The organism is Rahnella sp. PD12R (assembly GCF_019200965.1).
In the GTDB taxonomy this organism is placed as follows: Bacteria; Pseudomonadota; Gammaproteobacteria; order Enterobacterales; family Enterobacteriaceae; genus Rahnella; species Rahnella laticis.
The window spans coordinates 124799-147246 of sequence record NZ_JAHTMS010000008.1 but is presented as its reverse complement, the minus strand read 5'-3'; the positions used below and the strand labels follow the sequence as shown (position 1 = coordinate 147246).

Genomic DNA, 22448 nt, shown 5'->3' with positions numbered 1-22448 from the left:
TAATGCGTACCGATGACTGGGTAACCCGTTTACATGACCTCCGGCAGCGCGGCGAGCCTTGCGTGGTGGCGACGCTGGTCGATCAGCAAGGTTCAACGCCGCGTGATGCGGGCAGTAAAATGCTGATCACCGCCGGTGACCAGTTTTATACCCTGGGCGGCGGAAATCTGGAGTTTCAGGTCACTGCCATTGCCCGCGAAATGCTGCAACAGGGCGCGAAAACCAGCCGGTTAGAGCGTTTCTCGTTAGGCGCACGGCTCGGTCAATGCTGTGGCGGCATGGCGTCCGTTCTGCTGGAACCCCTCGGGCAACCTCAGCCGCATGCGGTGGTGTATGGCGCCGGACACGTCGGCCGGGCGCTGGTGAACATACTCAGTACATTACCGTGCCGGATAACCTGGGTGGATGCGCGCGCCAGTGAATTTCCTGTTCACGTTGACCCGCAGATTACCTGTGTGGTGGATGACGAGCCGGAAGGCACCGTGGCGCAAATGCCCGCGGGCAGTTATTTCATGGTTCTGACCCACGATCATCAGCTGGATTTTGCCCTCAGCGAAAAGATTCTGAAACGCGGTGATTTCCGCTACTTCGGGCTGATTGGTTCTGAGACGAAACGCAAACGCTTTGATTATCGTTTATCCGGCAAGGGGATTTCCGGCGAGCAACTGATGAGAATGCGTTGCCCGGTCGGTCTGCCGGATGTGCGGGGTAAACTCCCCGCTGAAATCGCAGTGGCGATAGCGGGGGAATTTATCGCGGCGTATGGGGCGCAAAATCCGGCGGTTAACTGACCGAATTTTACCCGGACCCGCTAAAGGCTAGCCGTGCAGTTTTTTGAATTCAAAAGTGCCGCCAAGCGCGACCGCGTAACGACTGACGGTATTCAGCGTCGGGGATGCGGCACCGTTTTCAAACCGGCTGATATTTTGTTTTTTCATGCCGGTGCGCCGCGCGATATCCTCCTGCGTCAGGGATTCCGCCAGCCGCGCCGCCTTGAGTTCGGCGACCATTTTTTTGTGCACCTGAATTGCCTCATACGCTGCGGCGAATTCAGGATCCTGCATCATCTCCTCCATAACTGCGCTGAGGGGAATGAGCTTGTTTTCATCGTAATCTTTCATATTCATCCTTTTTGATATTTTTCATACGTTGTAATGCCAGTTCTAAATCCTGAAGCGGCGTTTTAGCCGTTTTCTTATGCAGGATATGCACGACATAAATGCGGCGACCCTGCATAAAAAAATAAAACGCTCTGCCCAGGCCCTCCAGACTGGTTACCCGGACTTCCCGTATTCCATTTCCGACATACCGGACCTGCGGATCCTGTAACGCGGCACCGTAGATCTCCAGCTCCTTCAAAGCATCAGCAATGCTGGCACTCAGCGTGGGAGGCAACTTGCGAAGCTCCTTCATGGCAGCGGGTAATACCGTCACGTCGTACACAATGGCGTTCCTTGCGGTGGAGTATGATTACGTTTTGTGCAAAGTGGAAGTAATCATTTATGATTATTTTTAATCGGGAACGGGGTTCACATTCTTTCCCGCGCCCGACGCGTTGTGCCATCGCACCCGCGCATCCTGTCGGGTATTTGCAGGGAATTCAGAAGGGCGATCTTTTCCTCCGCGATGTCTCGCAAAAAATAAATTACTGAAACATAAGACAAACCAAACCTTCTCAACCCGTTCATAAAACAGTCACAAAACCGCAGTAATTTGTTTTCTCATTGAACAGGCCATCGCCGCTTTGAGGAAAATACCGACGCATGTCTGCCATCCAGATTTCCCACCTGAGTAAATCCTTCGCCACACAACCGGTGCTTAACGATGTCTCCCTGCATATCCGGCCGGGGGAGTTTGTGGCCGTGCTGGGCCCGTCGGGTTGCGGAAAAACGACGCTCCTGCGGACTGTGGCCGGGTTTGAGCCGGTCAACAGCGGCACGATCACCGTAGGCGATCGTCTGTTTTCATCGCCCGATGTGCATGTACAGCCGGAGAAACGTGAGCTGGGGATTGTGTTTCAGAATTACGCGTTGTGGCCGCATATGTCGGTAGAAGAGAACGTGGCGTACAGCCTGAAAGTCGCGGGAATGGATCGCAATGAACGGCGCGTCCGCACACAAGAGGCGCTGGCGCTGGTCGGGTTACGCGAATATGCAACACGGCGGCCAGCGGATTTATCGGGAGGTCAGCGGCAGCGGGTTGCGCTGGCACGTTGTCTGGTTACACGCCCGGGCGTAGTGCTGCTCGATGAACCGCTGGCAAATCTCGATGTACACCTGCGGGCGGCAATGGAAGAAGAGTTCAGCCGCTTTCATCAGCACACCGGCGCGACGCTGTTGTATATCACTCATGACCAGCAGGAGGCGATGTCGCTGGCGGATCGCGTGGTGGTGATGAACGAAGGGCGTGTGATGCAGTTCGCCACGCCGCAGATTTTGTACCGGGAACCGGCCAATGAAATGGTCGCCACGTTTATCGATGACGGGCGCGTCATTCCGGTGACGGATGTCTGGCCGGACGGTAACGGCCATGCGCGGGTAGCGATTTTCGGCACCCACGTCAGGTTACGGTCGCCGGTTTCACAGCTTTCCATGGCAAAGGCGCAGGCGTGTGTTCACGCGGCGGATTTACGTTTTGCCGAACCGGGGGAAACGGGGACTCCGGCACGGGTTTCCCGGCAGATTTATCGCGGCGGCTACTACCAGACAGACATCACGCCGTACGCTGCGCCGGAACTCAGATTATCCATTCATTCTAAAAAAGAGGTTCAGCCGGGTGACAATGTCACTTTTATCATCGAAGACGGCTGGGTACTTCCTCAATGATCCCTTCTCAATTCACTCATTCTTAAAACTACTGATTCTCAAAAGGACAGGGCTATGCACATTTCTACTACCATCAGATTGAGTTTTTGCACGCTGTCACTGGCTACCGTGCTGTTCACTTTTGCCAATGCGGCAGAAACGGCGTCGGGCAAACTGGTGATTTATACCTCTCAGGCACCGGAAATCGCACAACAGACAGTCGATGCCTTTAAAGCGGCATATCCCGACGTTCAGGTGGAATGGACGCGTAACGGCACCACGCAGCTGATGAATGTGTTGCAGACGGAAATGATGGCCGGAGATGTGAAAGCCGATGTACTGCTGGTGGCAGATTCCATCAATCTGGGTGCGTTGAAAAAAGACGGCAAGCTGATGGCGTATCCTGATGCCCCGGTCAGCAATATCAGCCCGGATTTCTACGATAAAGATAAAACCTGGTTCGGCACAAAAATCATCGCCACGGTTATTGCGTACAACACGAAAAATGCCAAACCGGTCGACAGCTGGATGGCACTGACCGACGCACAGAATAAAGGCCAGGTGGCGGTGCCAAGCCCGTTGTATTCCGGGGCTGCGCTTTATCACCTGCATACGGCCATTAACACGCCGGATATTGGCTGGGCGTTTTATCAGAAACTGGCGGCAAACGGGATTACACCGGAAGGTGGAAATGGCCCGGCGCTGAAAGCCGTTGCCAGCGGCATGGCGAAATACGGTGTGATCACGGATGCCGATATTATCCGTGCGAAGAAACAAGGCTCCCCGATTGATCTGGTGTATCCGAAAGAAGGCGCGTCCTTTGTGACGGAGCCGGTAGCTATCCTCGCCGGGGCGCATAACGTGCCGGCAGCCAAAGCGTTTGTGAATTTCATGCTCTCGCCGCAGGGGCAGCAACTGGTGGCAAAACAGGGTAACCGTCCGATTGATGCAACCGTTCCTGCACCGGAAGGCTTTGCGCCGGTGGATTCCATCAAACTGCTGACGCTCGATTCTGACAAAGCCGTGGCTGACGATAAGCAGGTACGTGCGAAATTCACAGAAATCTTCGGCGGCTGATGGCTGAAGGGAAAGGCAGATGAGCGTGATGAGTGAAATTCAGCGCCGCACGGTGGCTGCGCGCAGGCGTTACTGGCCGGGCAGCGAGAAGGCGGTTCTCTGGGGGCTGACGTTGCTGATAGGTATTCTGTCGGTCGCACCGCTGGCGCGGCTGGTGTGGGCGGCGGTGGCACCACAGGGGATCCCGGATCTCTCGCGGTTCAGCCATCTGCTGGGCACCCGACGGGTGCTGATCGCCACGGTGAATACGCTGACGATCGCCGTTGTTTCCACGTTGCTGGCGATGTTGCTTGGCACCGTGGCGGCGCTGCTTATCGCGTTAACCAATCTGCGCGGCAAACAGGCATGGGTTTTCACGTTCATCCTGCCGCTGATGATCCCTCCGCAGGTAACGGCGCTGGCGTGGGTTCAGGCGCTTTCGCCGTCCAGCCCGGTCTTGCAATTCTTCGGACTGAGCCTGCCGCCGGGGTCGCCATCGCCGTTATATTCGATGAGCGGCATCATTATCTTGCTCGGGTTACACAATGCGCCGCTGGTGTTTCTGATGGTGCGCGCGGGGCTGCGTCGTTTGCCCGCCGATCTGGTTGAAGCGGCGCGGGCTGGCGGGGCGAAACCGTGGCGGGTTCTGTTTACGATCATTTTGCCGCTGGTGCGTCCGGCGATTTTTGCCGGTACGGCGCTGTCGTTTGTCACAGCGGCGGGAAATTTCGGCATTCAGGCGATGCTGGGCATTCCGGGGCGCGTGCCTACACTGATCACGCTGGTTTATCAGCAGCTCAATACCCTTGGCGCGTCAGCGCTGGCGGACATGGCGGTACTTTCTTTGCTGATTGCCGCGATTACGCTGGCGGGTCTGATGCTCAGCCGGTGGCTGGGCGGGCGTCAGGATGTGCGCGTGACCGGTACGCCGCGTTCTTTGCATCATCCGCTCGGCCGCTGGCGTTTGCCGGTAGAGATTATCGTATGGCTCTGGATGATCCTGACCCTGTTGCTGCCGCTTTCCGCGCTGCTGACAACATCACTGACGCAGGGATTCGGTCAGGCGCTGACGTTCAGCAGCCTGACGCTGAGTAATTATGCCAATGCGCTGTTCGGGTATCCGGCTATCCGCCAGGCCTTTTTCACCAGTCTGGGGCTGACGCTGCTTACGGCGGTGATCCTGACCGTCGCCTCGCTGTTTCTGGCTTATTTTCTCAGCTGGCAGCGCACGCGGCTGGTGCGCGTTTTACAGTTATCCACGGAGCTGGCTTATGCGTTACCGGGGATTGTCACGGGGATTGCGTCCATTCTGTTTTTCCTTAAACCGCTGCCGCTTGTCCACGTCAGCCTGTATGGCACGGTGTGGATTATTCTTGCGGCCTATCTTTCCAACTTTATGGCGCTGGTCCTGCGGCCCACAATGGCAGGCTTTGCGCAGATAGAACGTTCTCTGGATGAGGCCGCACAAATTTTTGGTGCCGGTTTTCTGCGGCGGATGCGAGATATCCTGATGCCGCTGGCGGCGCCTTCGGCAATGGCGGGGACGATTCTGGTATTCCTGACGGCGCTTAATGAAATTCAGGTATCAATCTTACTGGTGACGTCCGGCACACAAACGCTTGGCCCGATGATTGTGTTTCTCGACGAGGGCGGTTCTTCGACGCTCGCTGCGGCTACAGGTTGCCTGATGATTGGCGTGGTGCTGATCCTGATGTTACTGGCGTCGCTGTTTGCCCGACGTTTGCCGGAAGGTGTACTGCCGTGGAGGGTATGAATTAAGGAAGTCGGTAAAGTGCTAAACAGGCAAAGGTTTGCGACTTTCAGATGTGTTACCGTTTCGGAACTCACTGATATCAGGAAGATGATAATGACTGATTCCCTACAAACGCGTAAACAAGCTGAACAAGAAGAAGACAGCCGGCCGCTACTCATTAAACTCGTCCCGGTGACCGGACAAAGCCACCGCTGGTTATACCTCGGAAATGGCCCGGCGGCGCAGGATGCTTATCTGTTACACCAGCACAATATTACCTCGGCGCTGAATATGGCGGTTAATCTCCAGCTCGGTGATCTGGCGCTGCCCGATGGCACCTGGCTGCGGCGAACTCAAATCGGCCTGATTGACGGGGCGGGCAATACGGTAAATCACCTGCTCGCAGGCGTGCTGGCGCTGGACGGTTTACTCGGACAGGCCAGCCCCGGTAAACGCAGTTATCCGCCACACCGCGCGGCCAACGTGCTGATTCACTGTCGTGGCGGGCGCAGCCGTTCGGTGGCGGTGCTGGCGCTTTATCTGTATTTCACCCAGCAGGATAAATTCCCGACGCCCGAAACCGCGCTGACCTTTTTACGGACCGTGCGCGGGCTGGATAATGCGCATCCCTGCGAACCTTTGCTGGCGCTTATTCATCAGGTTGCTGAATTGCCGGTGAGTTTTATGTTCGGACACATTGCGCATACAGACACAGGATCCCTGGCGTAATTCCCCCTCGTTTTATCACTTCCAGCAACAGATTCATTTCACAGACCCGCACTCCCTGTCATCGCGGGGAGCCTGCGCAACTTCGTCAGCCGGAATGCGGATTCGTTTTGATAATGTAAGAATTTAGGGAATGCGTGCGGGAATGATAATTATGATGAATAATACGTGCCGTTTTGTTGCGGACTTGTGCATTATTCACGGTCAGACTTCATTTGCTAATGACGAAAGTTGACGGCCGGTGATAGTTTGCACGAAAACTGCCATAAAGAGGCTATTTAGCATTCCATGAGTAATCAAATTACAACCGCCAAGCAGCTGGAAGTTCAGCGCATTGTCGACGTTTTATCGAAGGCTATCGCGCAGCAACGTCTGCGTCCCGGCACCCGTCTGGTAGAGTCGCAGCTGGTTGAGGCACTCAGCGCTAACCGTAATCATGTGCAGGTTGCGCTACAGCGCCTGTCTATGCAGCGCATCGTCACCATTGAACCTAACCGCGGGGCGATGGTGTCACAGCCCACGGCGAAAGAAGCCCGTGAAGTGTTTATTGCCCGACGTGCGATTGAGCGCGCGATAGTGGAAGGGATTAGCCCGGACTGTATCCGTCAGCATCGTCAGCGCATTCAGACGCATCTGGACGGCGAGAGGGAAGCGGCGAAATCCGAAGACCGTCGTGTGATTGTGCGTGAGCTGAGCGAGTTTCATCTGATCCTCGGGGAAATCTCAGGCAACAGCGTGCTGAGTGAAATCCTCTCGAACCTGATGGTGCGCAGTTCCCTGATTGTGGCGTTGTATCAGCGCGCCGATGTGTCTTCGTGCCAGTGCGATGAGCATCAGGCGATTATTGAGGCGCTGGAAAGGGGCGACAATGCGCTGGCCGTGCAGTCGATGCAGGAACATCTGAACGAACTGGAAAGGGTTCTGGATCTGGATGATGAAGCGTCGGGAGAAATTAATCTTCGTCAGGTGCTGTCGGATCTCTAGGCCGGAAGAAAAGTGCGCCCGCCGCGGATCAGCTGGCAGGGCGCTGTGAAGGCTATGAAGATTTCAATGAGCGCAACTGCGCGCGATCATTATAGAAGCGCTGATACGCCAGATAGCCGGCAATAATCGTCGATAAACTGGCGGTCGCCAGCAGCATAAACGTCACCATAATCTGATATTTAATCGCTTTCACCGGGTCGATACCCGCAAAAATCAGGCCGGACATCATGCCCGGCAAACTCACGATCCCCACGGTTTTTGCGGCATCAATGGTCGGGATCATCGCCGCACGAATGCTGTCACGGATAATCTTCCCGGAGGCCATTTTTGTCGGCGCGCCGAGGCTCAGCATTTCGAGGATTTTCTGCTGATTGTCGATAAAGCGCTGATTCAGGTTGCTGTAGCACAAACCCACCGCCACCATCGCATTCCCCGCAATCATCCCTGAAATCGGGATCACCTGCATTGGCAGGAATTCTATTGATCCGCTAAGGATCAGGATTGTTAACGTCAGCGCTGTACCGACCGTAATGGCGACAAACGAAATAACAAAACCGTTATCGATATTCTTACTGCGTTTCTTCGCATTCAGCGCCGCATTGACGCAGATAAACAGCACCATGAGCACGGTTAACAGGCTGTTATTGATATCGAAAATATATTTCAGGACATAGCCGACGACCACCAGCTGAACAATGGCGCGCGCCACGCTCCAGATGATGTCTTTTTCCAGCCCGAGTTTTTCTTTCTTGCTGACCAGCAGGGCGACGACCACCAGGATCAACGCCAGCGCCAGTGACTGGTCGGTAATATTATGCTGATTCATGAGCCGGACTTCCTTGCGTGTGGCGGGTCAGGGTAATGACGTGTCTGGCGTGACGAATTTCGTTCAGGTCATGGCTGACCCACAACACGGCCAGCTGTTTTTCGGCGACCAGGCTGGCAATAATGTCATTAATATTGACCTTATTTTCCTCGTCCAGCGCACTGGTGATTTCATCGAGCAGCAGCACATCAGGCAAAAACTGCAAATTACGCAGCAGGGCGACGCGCTGTTTCTCACCGCCGGACAACTCCTGAACCCGCTTCGTCAGCATATCCTCTGCCAGGTTCACTTTGGTCAGCCAGGCGCGCAGCTGTGTTTCATCCACCTTTTTATTGCGGATCTGGTAAGGCAGTGCGAGGTTGTCGTAGACCGTTTCGCCAAACAGCGACGGCGTCTGGAAGCAATAGGAAACACGCTGGCGATAGGTTTCAGGTTTAATCCGGCTGATGTCTTCGCCTTTAAAATACAGGTTGCCGCCGGTCGGGTTTTGCAGTGATGCGATGATTTTCAGCAGCGTGCTTTTTCCGCTGCCGGAAGGACCGGTCAGCAGGGTAAATTCACCGGGATTCAGGGTTAATGAAACGGGCTCAAGGAGCGGAATATTATTGAGGGTGAACGAAACATCGTTCAGCCTGAGGAGGTCAGTAGGAGTGGTCACGCCTGAAAATCCTTTGATAACGGTAGGGGGTCTTACTCCTTCCCCTCTCACGAGGGGAAGGTTGGGATGGGGTGTGGGTTAACGCAGGCCAGAAGGTGTCGTGTGTAAAACCCCCTCCCAACCTCCCCCTTCGCAGGGGGAGGAGTAAAGAATATTACTGAGCCGGAACGGGTGCAGGAGCGGCAGGTGCTTCCTGTTCAGGTGTTGGTGCTGGCGCTGCTGGCCCGCCCAGAATACCGAAAAGACCGGCGAATTCCTGCAACGTCATTTTCTGGCCATTCAGGTCAATCTGATTGTCAGCGTAATGGAAGCTGCTGGTGATGGTGTCATCTTTCACGGTGGTCAGTTTGAACATCTGACCCATCGCGGCCAGACCCTGAACCTGCTGCTGAGCCAGTTTCGCGGCGTCATCGGCGCTGTAGCCTTCAAGCTGCGCAACCTGCGTGGTGACCTGAGTCGCCATCGGCAGTGGAATGTTCAGTGTGGCATCAACCTTATTCACCAGCTGAGACAACATCTGATCTTGCGTCTGTGCTGGCGCTGCGGCCGGATCTTTCAAATCCAGTTGCAGGTTGAAGGTGCTTTCGCCTTTGCTGTTCTTCCAGCTCAGCGGCGCAATGCTGATGCTCGGGTTGCCTTTGAGCAGCGTCGGGAGACCGGCCAGAAGTAAATCGGCAGCCTGTTGCTGATAAACCGCCGGATCCAGTTCACTCTGACGCATCAGCAGTTCACGGGATTGATTATTGTATTTGTCGGCAAACTCTTTCAGTGCAGCGCCGTCCAGTTTATCCAGTTTCAGCGTCAGTTTGGCAGAGCCGAAATCCGCGCCCTGAATTTTCAGCGCATCAATGGTGTAATCCTGCTGACCGTTGATGTTATTGCCGCTTTCAGAGAACTTGCTCACCAGCTTGAAATTGTCCAGTGAACCGGCGTCTTTGCCGTCAATGTTGACCAGAATCTGTTTCACGATCAGATTTTGATCGCCCACGCCAACCTGGAATTTCCCTTGCTGCGTATCGCTGTCCATGCTGAAACCGGCCAGCGTCACTTTCTCAAGCTGGCCCCACTGGTTTTTAGAGGTAAGCGCCACGCTGTCGGTGCTGGCTTTCAGTTTCATCGCAGTCATGTCTTTATCAACATCAACATTGATTGTACCGCCGGAAAATTGCAGCTGACTTTCATCTTTCTGGTATGTCACCGGAATGATATCAATCGCTGACGCGCTGGCGCCGCTGTAAGACAGACGCGAGTCCGCGGTGATCAGCGATTTACCCTTGGTGACGTCAAACAGACCTTTCAGCGTCGGGGTGTTTTGCAGCTCTGAATGCACGGAAGCCATGCTTGGGATCAGATTGAATCTTTTCAGCTGAGCGGCAGGGAACGGGCCATGATCGATGGTTTCGATAAAGGCAATTTCATCACCGGTTTTCAGCACGCTGGTACCGGCCGCGGCAGCCGCCGCATCAGGTTGCAAAACAAGACGCAAGTTACTGCTGAACAGCCCGCGATGGTAATCCTGATAGCTGACTTTCAGACCTGCTTTTGGATAAGCGCTTTGCAACTGGCTGTTAGCCGCCGCAACCTGTTCATCCAGATGTTGTTCAATAAGTTTACCCGTATACCACGAGACGCCTGTCCAGGCCGCGCCAAGGACTACAATGACGCTTACAGCGACTATCGACTTCTTCATATCTCTGTTTATCCTTATGAAATATCCCGAAAATAAAAAACGCCTTACGGCGTTATTAGTCTCCTGAGTGTAGCTGAATCAACAGAAAAATCATCAAATTGGGGCACGGAGCCCCAATTTGTTTCATCTTCATTTCATCTCACCTTACTTGCTCAGGGTATTGAAGACCCGCGCAATGCGACCGTTACCGCTCACGGTCACCGGCGATTCGCTGGCGGCCAGGTAACAGGATTCACCCGGCAGCAGCGTCAGCGTTTCACCCTGTTTTGACAGCACACTCTGGCCTTCAATACAGAAGACGATTGCGGCGCTGTCTTGTTCCAGCGTTTGTGGTTCCGCGGCAATCTCATGAATCGAGAAGGCAAAATCTTCGACAGGAATAGGGAAGTTGAGTTCCGAGCCTTTTTGCACCGGCGTGGTCAGCAGTTCACCGGCAGGCTTGGCGTTGAATTTCAGGTTTGCCAGCAGCTCAGGGATATCGATGTATTTCGGGGTCAGACCGGCGCGCAGCACGTTGTCTGAGTTCGCCATCACTTCCAGAGATACGCCTTTCAGGTAGGCGTGCGGCGTTTCGGCATACAGGAACATGCCTTCGCCCGGTTGCAGGGTGATCACGTTGAGCAGCAGCGGAGAGAAGAGACCGGAATCGTCCGGATAGAATTCAGAAATACTGCGCACGGTGTCCCACGGCTCGCCGTGTTGTTCACGGAGCACGGATTTCAGCACGTCCAGCGCACGGGATTTGTCTTCGCCTTCCAGACTCAGCAGGCCGGCGAAAAGGGCACGCAGATGATCGACATCAGGATAATTCAGGAAGCTGGCAATCAGCTGATGTGCACCGGCAACGGGTTGCAGCAGGGAAACGATGTCACGCAGTTCACGGAAACCGTTCATCGCCTGGAAAGGCGTCAGGGCGTAAACCAGCTCAGGCTTGTGGTTCGGATCTTTATAGTTACGCTCTGCGGCGTCCAGAGGAATGCCCGCCGCATTTTCTTTCGCAAAACCAATTTCGGCAGCACCTTTGCTCGGGTGAACCTGAATGGAAAGCGGCTGGTCGGCACACAGGACTTTAAACAGGAAAGGCAATTCGCCGAAACGTTTGGCGACTTTTTTACCCAGCTGGCCATCAAGGTCAGCGCTGATTTGATCACGCAGGGAAAGGGTCTGGCCTTCGGCATTCTCAACCTGAGAACTGCTTTTCGGGTGAGCACCCATCCACAGTTCAGCCATCGGACGGCCTTGCGGGTCGGTGATACCGTAAAGTTTAGTCAGCGCGTCTTTACTGCCCCAGGCGTAATTTTGTACACCGTTATGCATCTTTTGCATTGCTTCATCCTGAATAGAAAAGTTCTGGGCATAGTAAACAATGACAAAGCGGGCTTTACAACTAAGATGCCTCAAAAAGTGCGGTTAGGGCGAAAACTCGGAATCAGAACCGATTCGAATTATACGTCTGCCTTATATGACACTATACTCGAGGCATAGCTTCGTGAATGCGTGGGACCGCATCCGGCACTCAAAAACCTGCAAAAAACCACAATTATCAACCGAATTCATCATTCGGGCAAAAAAGCTAAGGAGACTGTAATGGCAGCGACTCGCATTGAAAAAGACTCAATGGGGCCTATCGATGTTCCGGCAGATAAGCTTTGGGGCGCACAGACACAACGTTCGCTTGAACACTTTCGTATTTCCTCGGAAAAAATGCCGGTGGCCCTGATCCACGCACTGGCCCAAACAAAACGTGCAGCGGCCAGTGTGAATATCGATCTGGGTTTGTTACCCGCTGAACGCGGTAACGCCATTATTGCGGCGGCAGACGAAGTGCTGGCCGACAAACACACCACAGAATTCCCGCTTTCAATCTGGCAGACCGGCTCCGGCACCCAGACCAACATGAACATGAACGAAGTGCTGGCCAACCGGGCGAGTGAAATCCTCGGCGGCGAGCGCGGCGAAGGGCGCAAAGTTCATCCGAACGATGACGTGAACAAAAGCCAAAGCTCGAACGATGTCTTCCCGACTGCAATGCATGTGGCGGCGGTGACTGAGCTACGCGAAAAGCTGATCCCTGAACTGAACGTGTTGCACAAAACCCTTCAGGCTAAGGCCGAAGCATTTCGCGATATCGTCAAAATTGGGCGTACACACCTTCAGGATGCCACGCCGCTGACGCTGGGCCAGGAGATTTCCGGCTGGGTGGCGATGCTGGAAAATAACCTTAAGCATATCGAAAACAGCATTCCGCATATCGCCGAACTGGCGCTCGGTGGCACTGCGGTCGGTACCGGCCTGAATACGCATCCGGAATATGCCGTGCGCGTGGCGAAAGCGCTGGCCGAACTGACCGGTCAACCGTTTGTGACGTCACCGAATAAATTTGAGGCGCTGGCCACCTGCGATGCGCTGGTTCACGGGCATGGCGCGCTGAAAGGCCTGGCCGCGTCGCTGATGAAAATTGCCAACGATGTGCGCTGGTTGTCATCTGGCCCGCGTTGCGGCATCGGCGAGATCTCGATTCCTGAAAACGAACCGGGCAGCTCCATCATGCCGGGTAAAGTGAACCCGACGCAGTGCGAAGCAATGACCATGCTGTGCGCGCAGGTTCTGGGTAATGATGTGGCGGTGAATATCGGCGGTGCTTCCGGTAACTTCGAACTGAACGTGTTCCGTCCGCTGGTGATCCACAATTTCCTGCAATCCGTTCGTTTGCTGGCTGACGGACTGCGCGGCTTTAACGAGCATTGCGCAGTGGGCATCGAGCCTAACCGTGACCGTATTTCGCAGTTGCTCAACGAATCTCTGATGCTGGTGACCGCGCTGAATACGCATATCGGTTACGACAAAGCGGCAGAAATTGCCAAAAAAGCGCACCACGAAGGCCTGACGCTGAAAGGCTCAGCCCTGAAACTCGGTTATCTGACGGAAGAACAGTTTGATGAGTGGGTGCGTCCGGAAGACATGGTGGGCAGCATGAAGCGCTGATCGTTTCCGGTTAAAAGTAATAACGCAAAATGAGGTCCGGATTTCCGGACCTTTTTTATGTGCCGCGCTTTATAACGGATAGTCGGTATATAAATGAAGACGTTTGATCAGCAGGCTGAGCGGCTGTGATTTCGGCTTATATTTATGTTTCACCGATGACGCATCGTAATCCTGCAATTCGCCGAGTTTTGGCACCTGCATTACCGGCGTGCGCAGACACAGCGCAATCAGCGGCAGCGGGCAGGGATGTTGCACCTGCTTCTGACTGTTGTGGTACCACACGCGCGCAATCGGCTGGACTTTCACCGGACGTTTAAATTTCAGCGCCGCATGCTCAGGCAGGCGCTTTACGTCGTTCATTTCACGGTTAATATTTTCCATCCACTGTTCGCGAGTGTATGGCGAAACAGCGCGGCCCGCATTCAGGCTCTTTTCCAGCTGAGCCAGCACTTCATCACGCGTGACGTTTTTAATGATGTGTTTGTTCGCCCAGCCAAACCGCACGGAATCCGGATCATTCAGAAAATTGACCGAGCGGTAAGCGTTCAGCGTAATCAGCCCGCGCAGGTGAGTATGAACAAATTCAAATCGCTGTTCGCGGGCGAGACCTGATTCAACGGTGACAATATTCTCCAGCTCGGCTTTTAATTTATTCACCTCTTCAATCAGCAGCAGGGCGGACTGATGTTCGGCTTCGTCCACCGCATAACACAACACGCCGGGCAGACGGACGGCGGATTTACTGCTCACATTCTCGTTATTATGATGGATAAACAGACGCTGAAAATGCTGTAACGCCAGCTGCTGCGCTGCTTCACCGGTAAAAGGGGTGACCTGAATTTTATCCGCAGGATTATGTTCTTCGCCCTTGGCAATCTCCGGCAAGGCAAACACTCTGGCCTGCAATAATTCCAGCTGATTCAGGAAATTACCCAGATCGTGCAAAGCCAGTTCCAGTTCGTTAAAACAACCGTTCATCCGGGCAATTAAATCATAATCTGCCATAAAACCTCCAGTTAGTTACAACATACAGTTTATGACATAATTCAAAACCGTGCACACCTGACCTTCGGTTTTTTTATTGATTCTGGGATTTTAATGCTGTTTATCAGGGAAAAAGGGCGGCGGTTTAAACCTGCGCGGCTTTATCGTAAGCTTGATCATCACATTGCCAGAAGGCCTGCCATGAACTCTGAATTTCCTGATGATTTACCGCGCTGCCCGTGGGGTGATAATGACCCGATGATGCGCAATTACCACGATCGCGAATGGGGAAAACCGGTTCGCGACAGCCGTGCCTTATGGGAAAAGCTGATGCTGGACGGTTTCCAGGCGGGTTTGTCATGGCGGATCGTACTGAAAAAACGCGATGCTTTGCGGCAGGCATTTTACCATTTTGACCCGCAAAAAGTGGCTGAATTTACTGAAGAAGATATCGAAAGATTAGTGAATGACGCCGCCATTATTCGTTCGCGCAGCAAGATCACCGCAGTGATTAAAAACGCCCGTGCGTATCTGGCCATGCAGGCGTCAGGCGAAGAATTTGGTGAGTGGATTTGGGCACAAATTGGTGGAAAAGCCATTCAGCACACCGGCCCGGTTCCAACGAAAGATGCGCTGTCAGAACGGATTTCGAAGGATCTGAAGAAAAGGGGATTTTCCTTCGTCGGCCCGACGATTGTTTATGCCTGGATGGAAGCGACGGGCCTGATCAATACGCATCATCCCGACTGTTTTCGACGTGCTCAGGTTGCAGAAGATGCCTGAAACCTACTGAATGATAAGTAATAAATATCATGAGCTGTGATGCTTTTGATATTGTGACGGTGTCACTGAAAGTTGTCTGACAAACGCCCGTCGCAGGATATCGACGCTGGAAAATCCGCATTCCGCCGCGATTTGTTTCACCGCCAGCTCGCCAGTTTCCAGCAGCTGACGCGCGTGAAATACACGCTGCTGTTCAAGCCATTCGGCCGGGGACTGATTCAGTTCCTGATTAAATAAACGGGTAATGTGCCGGGCGCTGATCCCCATATGTGTGGCGAGACTTTGCACATTATGTGGCTGATCCAGAGTGTTCAGCACCCAGCGCTGAACGTCCTGCAAAGCAGAACGCCCGCTTAACGAAGCCTGCCCATGGCGGCTAAATTGTAACTGGCCGCCGGGACGTTTAAAAAACATCACCAGCTGTGCGGCAACGTCGAGTGCCGTTTCCCGCCCGAGATCTTCATCCACCATATTCAGTGCCAAATCCAGCCCGGACGTTACGCCAGCCGCGGTGCGAAGTTCGGCATCGGCAATAAAAATTGCGTCAGCTTCTACGTTCACTTGCGGATATTCCTGATGAAGCCGTTCCGCGACAGTCCAGTGTGTGGTGACGCGACGCCCGTTGATTAATCCAGCCGCCGCAAGCAACATCGCGCCGCTGCAAACCGAACCGAAACGCTGTGCGTGATGGCTCCAGCGGCAAATATTTTCATGCAGCTTTTCATCTGAAATGAAGCTGTCGAGCACCGGCGCACCGGCAACCAGGAAGGTGTCCAGCGCGTCGGGAAGCGGGGCGTCGAGTGTCAGATCGGCCAGCAGGCGGGCGCCGGAAGATGAAACAACGGTCGGATCGGCCACGGCCATCACGCTGAGTTTATACACCTCACGCCCGCGTTGCTGATTTGCCTCGGCAAAAACGTCCAGCGGGCCGGAGACATCCAGCAACTGAACGCCTGGCACGGCCAGAATGATGATGTGTTTGGGCATGAGATGATTTCCTGTCGCAGAATGCGGCTATGTCCTTAATCGTCATATTGCGACGATTGATGACATTCATAGTGAAGCTTATTCTGGACTCATTCAACCCCACCGGAGAAATATTATGAGTCTGAACATTCAGGGCATCCGCATTCCCGACAGCAAAATGGCGCGCGAAGCCACCGAACTGGTCCGCGACACAGAAACCGATTTGCTGTTCCATCATTCCAGCCGCGTGTATTACTGGGCGGCACTTGCCGGTCAGCAACGTCAGCTTAAAGTCGATCACGAATTGCTGTATATCGGCTGTATGTTCCACGACATGGGGCTGACCCACGAAAATTGTAGCTGCGATAAACGCTTTGAAGTGGACGGCGCAAACGCGGCCCGCAAATTTATGCAGCAACACGGCGTCAGCACGCAGGATATTGATAAAGTCTGGACCGCGATTGCCTTGCACACGACACCCGGGATCCCTGAATTTATGGATCCGGTCATTGCGCTGGTGACAGCGGGTGTGGAAATGGATGTTCTCGGGATTAATTATCAGGGATACGATGACGACGTGCGAAATGCTGTTGTGGATGCGCATCCGAGGACACCAGCATTTAAAGAAGACATCATTCAGGCATTTTATGATGGCATCAAAAACAGACCGCAAACCACATTTGGCAACGTGAAAGCGGATGTCATTGCCGACAAAGAAGCCGATTTCATCAGAGGCAATTTCTGTTCGGTGATCCGCGGATCCCGCTGGCAGGGATAAGAAGAAAAGGGCGCACCGGGCAAGATTCCGGTGCGTTTTCCTGTCGTACAAAACTGTCAGACCAGACGAAACTCAATCATAAACAGTGATTTCAGACCGGGGTAAATCTCGCTGATCACCTGTTTCAGCTCAGGTAATGTCATATTTTCCTGCACGGCATGGGCGTCATTCAGCTCGTCAAATTGTACCGGCGTAACGTCGATAATCTCGATATTGCAGAAGAAAACGTTGTCTTCATAACGACTTACGCGAACACGATCACCCGCAACAAAATCCGCATCGCTGGCTTCACGGAGCGTGATCGTTTTGCGCCCGGCCAGAATATCGGCCTCGAAACGACCGTAAAATGTGATGTCTTTCATCAGATGTTATCCCTCAGCGCTACGTTAAAGTCTTGTTCGCCACATCATACGAAGCATGCCGGTAAAATCAACAAACACATTGATAAATATGATAAAAAAGTGATGAATTACAAACAAATCCAAATCTTTCGCTGACAGGTGCTGAGGTCGCGTGAGACACTCAGAATTCACGTAGCGCGATCAAATAACGGTCAGAACGGAGAGGAAATGGACGATATTTCGGCGAAAAACATCATTTCACTGTATCAGCGACATGCTGATATCTGGGATAAATTGCGTAAAGATCAGGGATATGAAAAGGCGTGGCTGGACCGTTTTCTGGCTCTGATCCCGTCAGAAGGCCGCATTCTGGACATCGGTTGCGGAGCAGGAAAACCCATCGCCGAATATTTTATAGAACGTCATTTCTCAGTGACCGGCGTCGATTCTTCAGAACCGATGATTTCGATTTGCCGTGAACGTTTCCCGGAACAACACTGGCAGGTTGCCGACATGCGTTTGTTATCGCTGAACGAGAAGTTCGACGGGCTGATTGCCTGGGACAGCTTTTTTCATCTGACGCGCGATGATCAGCGCGCCATGTTTGCCATTTTTGAGAAACACGCAAAGCCTGATGCAGCATTGATGTTCACCAGCGGTCCGGGCAACGGTGAGGCGATTGGCACATTTGAGGGTGAAGATCTGTATCACGCAAGTCTGGCTCCGGAAGAATACCGTGCGCTGTTTGATGAACATGGTTTCAGGGAAGTGAAGATGGTTGCCGAAGACCCGACATGTGCAGGACATACCATCTGGCTGGCACAGTTTAAAGGCTGAGATAAGTCAGTGAAGTGGTGAAAGCTGCCGGAATGAAAGGATGCAGAACTGGCAGACTTTATGGAATCACGTCACGGACTAAGGCCGGATATCCTGGGTTTCTAAGATAACCAAAGTACGCATAATGTATATTATGTTAAATAGGAATGCTATTAACGAACCCACCATCAATCCACCGTCTCTCCTGCCATTCTGTTCCTTTTTCATGACTCTTCACCTGTGCTTTGATCTTCAATATCACCATAATGCACGGCCAGCCAGATTGTGATTTCATTTGCGGCTGTCCACTCCACACGGTGTTTGCATAACGCCGGAATGTTGATGCAGTCACCGGCGTGCATTACACGCGTCTGCGTTTCGTTTTCCATTCGCAAACCGGCTGAACCTTGCAGAACCGTGACCCACTCGCTTTGCGTCTGGCAATACCAGAAATCTGGCGGACTTGCCTGGCCGGTTGAAACAATTCTCTCGATACGCATGCCCGGTATGTTCAACAGCGCGTCGAAGGTTTCGTTTTCCTGCGCACTGGCAGTAACCGGTAAACCGGAAAATAAATTAGACAGCATGCGGGCTCTCCTTACGGCGGATTTCAACCAGTTCAAACTGACAACGCTACGCGAATTCTGAATTTCTGGCAGTACCATAATGCTGCAGAATTCACGTAGCGCATTCTTCATTTTGGCCGGTTTCAGCTATAACCCGGCATAAACCTTCTCGACCTTCGCCATATATCGTGGTGCCTGCGGCGCCGGATGATACTGACGAACATGCCAGTTAAACGCTTCCGGCGTCAGCTGATTGATCATCTGAATTGCCGTCTGGCGGTTTGGGGAAAAAGTCCGCAATAAAGCACCGGCACCGTTGGCGTAAGCGACTTCTGTAGCATAGCGACGCGTCAGCGGATCGTTAATCCAGTTTAATTGCTGATGCTGTAATCCGCTGAGATATGCCGTACCCAAATCAATGTTGGTTTCCGGATCATGCAATTGTCTGTCGCTCGGGCAACCGCGTTTACCTTTATACCGGTATGCATCGCAACCGCTGGTCGAGGCTTTGAGTTGCATCAGGCCAATGGCATTCGACGGGCTGACGGCGTCCGGATTGTAGCTGGACTCAACCTGGATAATCGCTTTGATCAGTTTCCGGTCAACTTTGTAATTATCGGCCGCATCTTCAATGATATCGTCATAAGCGTGGGTATCGTATTTTTTATAATGCGTTTTGCCAGAGCAACCCGCCAGAATCATCAGCATGATCAACAGGCTGATCCGTGACGGCTTTTTGAGTAATGAATTCATGAAATCTCACGGTTAAATGCGTCATTTTGGACGCTGACAAGATACCCTTAACGCCGCTGAGTATCATGGTTTAATTGAATTTTTTCACGTTTTACGTGTGCCAAAAATGCGCAATGCAAACCCCCTGCCGTTTCTTCTTTTACGGGCTTAGCCTTAATGGTGTATTGACTTATTTAATACAGATTGTATTTTTAATGCCATGAAAACTTTTCTGATTATCGTCCCTGACGGGGGCATGTTATTCGAAGCTGCCGGTATCGCCGACATCCTTATGCAGGCGAATCGTCTGATGCCTGCTGGCGGTACGAATTCGCCTTATCAGGTCACGGTCGCCACCACGCAACCTCACCGCGTGGTTCACGGCGTTTCCGGCCTGAATTTGCTGGCTGACCACCGGCTTTGCGACCTTGACCCTGAACTTCCCCGCGACACTATTCTGATCACTGGCAAAGGGCTGACCGAAGAAGAAGGATCGGACGTCGTTGACTGGGTCAAACGCGCTGCACCCCATGCCCGGCGTGTTGTCTCCATTTGTGGCGGGGCCATGTTACTGGCGAAAACCGGCTTGCTGGATGGACGTCACGCCACGACGCACTGGCGGTTACTGGACACGTTGCAGGCTGAATTCCCGCAGATCACCGTCGAACGCGGGCCTATTTATGTGCAGGATGGCCCGGTCTGGACTTCCGGCGGCGTCAGTTCCGGCTTTGATCTTACGCTCGCACTGGTGGAAGACGATCAGGGTTTTAATCTGGCCAGAGACGTTGCACAGGATTTAGTGATGTTTCTGCGCAGGCCTGGTGGACAGGCACAGTTTAGCCGCTATCTTTTGAATCAGGCCAGCGAAGGCCCTATCCGCGAGCTTCAGCTCTGGTTACCGGAGAACCTCACCGTCGATTTATCTGTCGAAGCTCTGGCTGAACGTGCCGCCATGAGCCCGCGTAATTTTACCCGGGTTTTCACCCGCGAAACCGGGATCACGCCGGCCAAATATGTTGAAGAAGTTCGCCTTAATGCGGCCAGGCAGCGGCTTGAACAAACCACACAAGGCGTCGAGCAAATCGCACAGGTCACCGGATTTGGCAGTGGTCTGAATTTGCGGCGTGTTTTTGAAAGGAATTTACACCTGACCCCGACGGAATACCGGGAACGCTTCTGCTCACGCATGTTGGCGTAAATAGATCTTTTATTGTCATTTACGCCATATCTCCTTCGGTCTACATTACATGCAGGTCTGATAATAAAGGAGTTTCATCATGGTCAAAGTTGGTATCAACGGGTTCGGCAGGATTGGTCGAAATGTTTTACGCGCTGCACTGGGTCGTGATGACTTCCAGGTCGTCGCTATCAACGATCTCACCGACAGTAAAACCCTCGCGCATCTTCTGAAATATGATTCACTCTCCGGCACGTTAAATGCCAAAGTCGAAGCAGGCGAAGGGCAGCTGCTGCTCGATGGCAGAGCTATCCGCGTCTTCTCCGAAAGAGATCCGGCAGCGATTCCGTGGAGTAGCGTCGGTGTGGATATCGTTATTGAGGCGACCGGCTTCTTCACTGAAAAAGACAAAGCCGAATTGCATATCACCAAAGGCGGCGCCAAACGCGTCATTATTTCCGCACCGGCCAAAAATGACGATATCACTATCGTGATGGGCGTAAATGACGGCGACTATGACCCGGCCAAACACAAAGTGGTCAGTAACGGCAGTTGCACCACCAACGGTCTGGCACCGGCGGCGCAGGTTTTGCATTCAACCTTCGGGATTGAGCATGGCCTGATGAACACCACGCATGCGTATACCAACAGCCAGGCGTTGCACGATCAGCCGGAGAAAGATTTGCGTGGTGCGCGTGCGGCGGCGGTGTCGATTGTTCCGTATTCCAGTGGAGCGGCCAAAGCTATCGGTAAAGTCATTCCTGAACTGGATGGCAAAATGACCGGTTATTCCCTGCGCGTGCCGGTTCCCGTTGTGTCGATTGTTGACCTGACCGTCAACCTGAAACGCGAAGCCACGGTCGAAGAAATCAATGCGGCATTCCGTAAAGCTTCGGAGTCTGGCCCGCTGAAAGCTATCCTGGGCTACAGCGAAGAACCGCTGGTTTCCAGCGATTATCGCGGCGACCCACGTTCTTCGATTGTTGACGGGCTTTCCACGCTGGTTATCGGCGGTAAGCTGGTGAAAATTCTGGCCTGGTACGATAACGAATGGGGCTTCTCAAACCGTCTGGTTGATCTGGCCCTGCTGATGGAAAAAAGAGGTTTATAACCCCTCTTTTCCTACCAGACAGTATAATGAGACACCGCCGTAAGGCGGTGTTTTTACAGTTGTTTCAGACAGACTCCTTGTTTCGAACAATAAACTGTATGTTGTAACTAAGTGTCTGCGTTTTGAACGAAATGCGTTACTCCTGCGGCCCTATTTTCATAAACGGGTTATAGGCTATTTCCCACATATGTCCGTCCGGATCGGCGAAGTACCCCGAATATCCGCCCCAGAAAACTTTCTGCCCTGGCTTTATCAGCGTACCGCCCGCCTTCACAGCCTGTTCTAAAACGGCGTCTACTTTTGCTTCACTGGCGACAGTCTGCGCCAGCGCCATTCCGCGAAATCCCTGACCTTCCGGGCTGAGTTCGGCATCTTTGGCCAGCTCATCCCACGGGAACAGTGACAGCCACGCCCCTGCCAGCTCAAAGAAACTTACGCCGTCAGAATCAATAACCACTTTGGGGAACCCCAGACCGTTCTGGTAAAACTCCGTTGCGACAGCTAAATCCTTCACACCGAGCGTAATCATATTGATGACAGGTTGCATAACTGACTCCAGGCTATTGATTTAAAAATCACAAAAATACAGTCTGTACGAAATTATCAGCGTACTTGCCTGAATATCAAACAACATGGGTTTGATTTGTGGGTAAGCACACTGAACGAAGATTGAATAAAATTTGTCATGGTAATTTTGGAATATACACGATGT

At 53.0% G+C, this 22448-nt stretch carries 24 protein-coding genes; 12 read left to right on the top strand and 12 right to left on the bottom strand.

All coding sequences use genetic code 11. The features are described from left to right. Nucleotides 1-2: 2 nt before the first annotated feature. On the top strand, nt 3-791 hold the full coding sequence (xdhC, locus tag KWG64_RS17080) for a xanthine dehydrogenase accessory protein XdhC (RefSeq protein WP_218522571.1): 789 nt from the start codon (nt 3-5) through the stop codon (nt 789-791). A gap of 27 nt (nt 792-818) precedes the next feature. Here the strand turns inward: xdhC and KWG64_RS17075 are convergent, their stop codons facing one another. After that, nucleotides 819-1121: a helix-turn-helix transcriptional regulator gene (locus KWG64_RS17075; protein WP_152326227.1), complete on the bottom strand. Its 303-nt coding sequence runs from the start codon at nt 1119-1121 to the stop codon at nt 819-821. Continuing rightward, nucleotides 1105-1443 carry a type II toxin-antitoxin system RelE/ParE family toxin gene (locus KWG64_RS17070; RefSeq protein ID WP_255562213.1) on the bottom strand — a complete coding sequence of 113 codons (339 nt, stop codon included), beginning with the start codon at nt 1441-1443 and terminating at the stop codon, nt 1105-1107. Before KWG64_RS17070 ends, KWG64_RS17075 begins: the two co-directional genes overlap by 17 nt. Nucleotides 1444-1763: 320 nt before the next feature. Between KWG64_RS17070 and KWG64_RS17065 the strand changes: the two genes are divergently transcribed. The 5 genes from KWG64_RS17065 to KWG64_RS17045 all read left to right on the top strand — a co-directional run bounded on the left by KWG64_RS17065 (nt 1764) and on the right by KWG64_RS17045 (nt 7323). Continuing rightward, nucleotides 1764-2825: an ABC transporter ATP-binding protein gene (locus KWG64_RS17065; RefSeq protein WP_218522570.1), complete on the top strand. Its 1062-nt coding sequence runs from the start codon at nt 1764-1766 to the stop codon at nt 2823-2825. Between the two features lie 54 nt (nt 2826-2879). Then, nucleotides 2880-3881, top strand: coding sequence for an ABC transporter substrate-binding protein (locus KWG64_RS17060; protein ID WP_370628707.1), 1002 nt, complete (start codon nt 2880-2882; stop codon nt 3879-3881). A 19-nt stretch (nt 3882-3900) separates the two neighbouring features. Beyond that, entirely contained in the window at nt 3901-5634 is a 1734-nt protein-coding gene (locus tag KWG64_RS17055) for an iron ABC transporter permease (RefSeq protein ID WP_218522569.1), read from the top strand. Between the two features lie 93 nt (nt 5635-5727). Next, complete coding sequence (locus KWG64_RS17050) at nt 5728-6342, top strand: dual specificity protein phosphatase (protein ID WP_255562212.1); 615 nt, start codon at nt 5728-5730, stop codon at nt 6340-6342. A gap of 285 nt (nt 6343-6627) precedes the next feature. After that, the gene (locus KWG64_RS17045; protein ID WP_195815132.1) at nt 6628-7323 is read left to right on the top strand and encodes a GntR family transcriptional regulator; all 696 of its coding nucleotides are present in this window, start codon (nt 6628-6630) and stop codon (nt 7321-7323) included. Between the two features lie 52 nt (nt 7324-7375). Here the strand turns inward: KWG64_RS17045 and fetB are convergent, their stop codons facing one another. The 4 genes from fetB to manA all read right to left on the bottom strand — a co-directional run bounded on the left by fetB (nt 7376) and on the right by manA (nt 11823). Further along, complete coding sequence (gene fetB, locus KWG64_RS17040) at nt 7376-8149, bottom strand: iron export ABC transporter permease subunit FetB (RefSeq protein ID WP_195815131.1); 774 nt, start codon at nt 8147-8149, stop codon at nt 7376-7378. After that, nucleotides 8136-8807: an iron ABC transporter ATP-binding protein FetA gene (gene fetA, locus KWG64_RS17035; RefSeq protein WP_218522567.1), complete on the bottom strand. Its 672-nt coding sequence runs from the start codon at nt 8805-8807 to the stop codon at nt 8136-8138. The genes fetB and fetA overlap by 14 nt, the downstream gene beginning before the upstream one ends. A gap of 154 nt (nt 8808-8961) precedes the next feature. Beyond that, the gene (locus KWG64_RS17030) at nt 8962-10497 is read right to left on the bottom strand and encodes a YdgA family protein (RefSeq protein WP_218522566.1); all 1536 of its coding nucleotides are present in this window, start codon (nt 10495-10497) and stop codon (nt 8962-8964) included. A gap of 144 nt (nt 10498-10641) precedes the next feature. After that, nucleotides 10642-11823, bottom strand: coding sequence for a mannose-6-phosphate isomerase (gene manA, locus KWG64_RS17025; RefSeq protein WP_218522565.1), 1182 nt, complete (start codon nt 11821-11823; stop codon nt 10642-10644). A 261-nt stretch (nt 11824-12084) separates the two neighbouring features. Here manA and fumC point away from each other — a divergent pair, with 261 nt between their 5' ends. Continuing rightward, the gene (gene fumC, locus KWG64_RS17020; RefSeq protein WP_218522564.1) at nt 12085-13482 is read left to right on the top strand and encodes a class II fumarate hydratase; all 1398 of its coding nucleotides are present in this window, start codon (nt 12085-12087) and stop codon (nt 13480-13482) included. Nucleotides 13483-13551: 69 nt separating this feature from the next. Here fumC and tus read toward each other — a convergent pair whose 3' ends face one another. Further along, nucleotides 13552-14487 (bottom strand): DNA replication terminus site-binding protein, encoded by a 936-nt coding sequence (gene tus / locus KWG64_RS17015; RefSeq protein WP_218522563.1) that lies wholly within the window; start codon nt 14485-14487, stop codon nt 13552-13554. 180 nt (nt 14488-14667) lie between these two features. On the opposite strand from tus, the gene KWG64_RS17010 reads away from it, so the two are divergent. Further along, a complete protein-coding gene (locus tag KWG64_RS17010) occupies nt 14668-15249 on the top strand; it encodes a DNA-3-methyladenine glycosylase I (protein ID WP_218522562.1) in 582 nt (193 codons plus the stop codon). A 27-nt stretch (nt 15250-15276) separates the two neighbouring features. Here KWG64_RS17010 and KWG64_RS17005 read toward each other — a convergent pair whose 3' ends face one another. After that, the gene (locus KWG64_RS17005) at nt 15277-16236 is read right to left on the bottom strand and encodes a GlxA family transcriptional regulator (RefSeq protein ID WP_218522561.1); all 960 of its coding nucleotides are present in this window, start codon (nt 16234-16236) and stop codon (nt 15277-15279) included. A 115-nt stretch (nt 16237-16351) separates the two neighbouring features. Here KWG64_RS17005 and KWG64_RS17000 point away from each other — a divergent pair, with 115 nt between their 5' ends. Beyond that, nucleotides 16352-16993 carry an HD domain-containing protein gene (locus KWG64_RS17000; protein ID WP_218522560.1) on the top strand — a complete coding sequence of 214 codons (642 nt, stop codon included), beginning with the start codon at nt 16352-16354 and terminating at the stop codon, nt 16991-16993. A gap of 56 nt (nt 16994-17049) precedes the next feature. Here KWG64_RS17000 and yqfB read toward each other — a convergent pair whose 3' ends face one another. Continuing rightward, nucleotides 17050-17358 (bottom strand): N(4)-acetylcytidine aminohydrolase, encoded by a 309-nt coding sequence (gene yqfB / locus KWG64_RS16995; RefSeq protein WP_218522626.1) that lies wholly within the window; start codon nt 17356-17358, stop codon nt 17050-17052. Between the two features lie 204 nt (nt 17359-17562). Between yqfB and KWG64_RS16990 the strand changes: the two genes are divergently transcribed. Next, a complete protein-coding gene (locus KWG64_RS16990) occupies nt 17563-18171 on the top strand; it encodes a class I SAM-dependent methyltransferase (RefSeq protein ID WP_218522559.1) in 609 nt (202 codons plus the stop codon). A gap of 203 nt (nt 18172-18374) precedes the next feature. On the opposite strand, the gene KWG64_RS16985 is transcribed toward KWG64_RS16990, so the two are convergent. Then, a complete protein-coding gene (locus KWG64_RS16985; RefSeq protein ID WP_218522558.1) occupies nt 18375-18737 on the bottom strand; it encodes a cupin domain-containing protein in 363 nt (120 codons plus the stop codon). A gap of 126 nt (nt 18738-18863) precedes the next feature. Then, nucleotides 18864-19469 (bottom strand): transglycosylase SLT domain-containing protein, encoded by a 606-nt coding sequence (locus KWG64_RS16980; RefSeq protein ID WP_218522557.1) that lies wholly within the window; start codon nt 19467-19469, stop codon nt 18864-18866. A gap of 199 nt (nt 19470-19668) precedes the next feature. Between KWG64_RS16980 and KWG64_RS16975 the strand changes: the two genes are divergently transcribed. Further along, a complete protein-coding gene (locus tag KWG64_RS16975; protein WP_218522556.1) occupies nt 19669-20646 on the top strand; it encodes a GlxA family transcriptional regulator in 978 nt (325 codons plus the stop codon). Between the two features lie 79 nt (nt 20647-20725). Beyond that, the gene (gene gap / locus KWG64_RS16970; RefSeq protein ID WP_218522555.1) at nt 20726-21736 is read left to right on the top strand and encodes a type I glyceraldehyde-3-phosphate dehydrogenase; all 1011 of its coding nucleotides are present in this window, start codon (nt 20726-20728) and stop codon (nt 21734-21736) included. 136 nt (nt 21737-21872) lie between these two features. On the opposite strand, the gene KWG64_RS16965 is transcribed toward gap, so the two are convergent. Next, nucleotides 21873-22283 (bottom strand): VOC family protein, encoded by a 411-nt coding sequence (locus KWG64_RS16965; RefSeq protein ID WP_218522554.1) that lies wholly within the window; start codon nt 22281-22283, stop codon nt 21873-21875. Between the last annotated feature and the right edge of the window lie 165 nt (nt 22284-22448).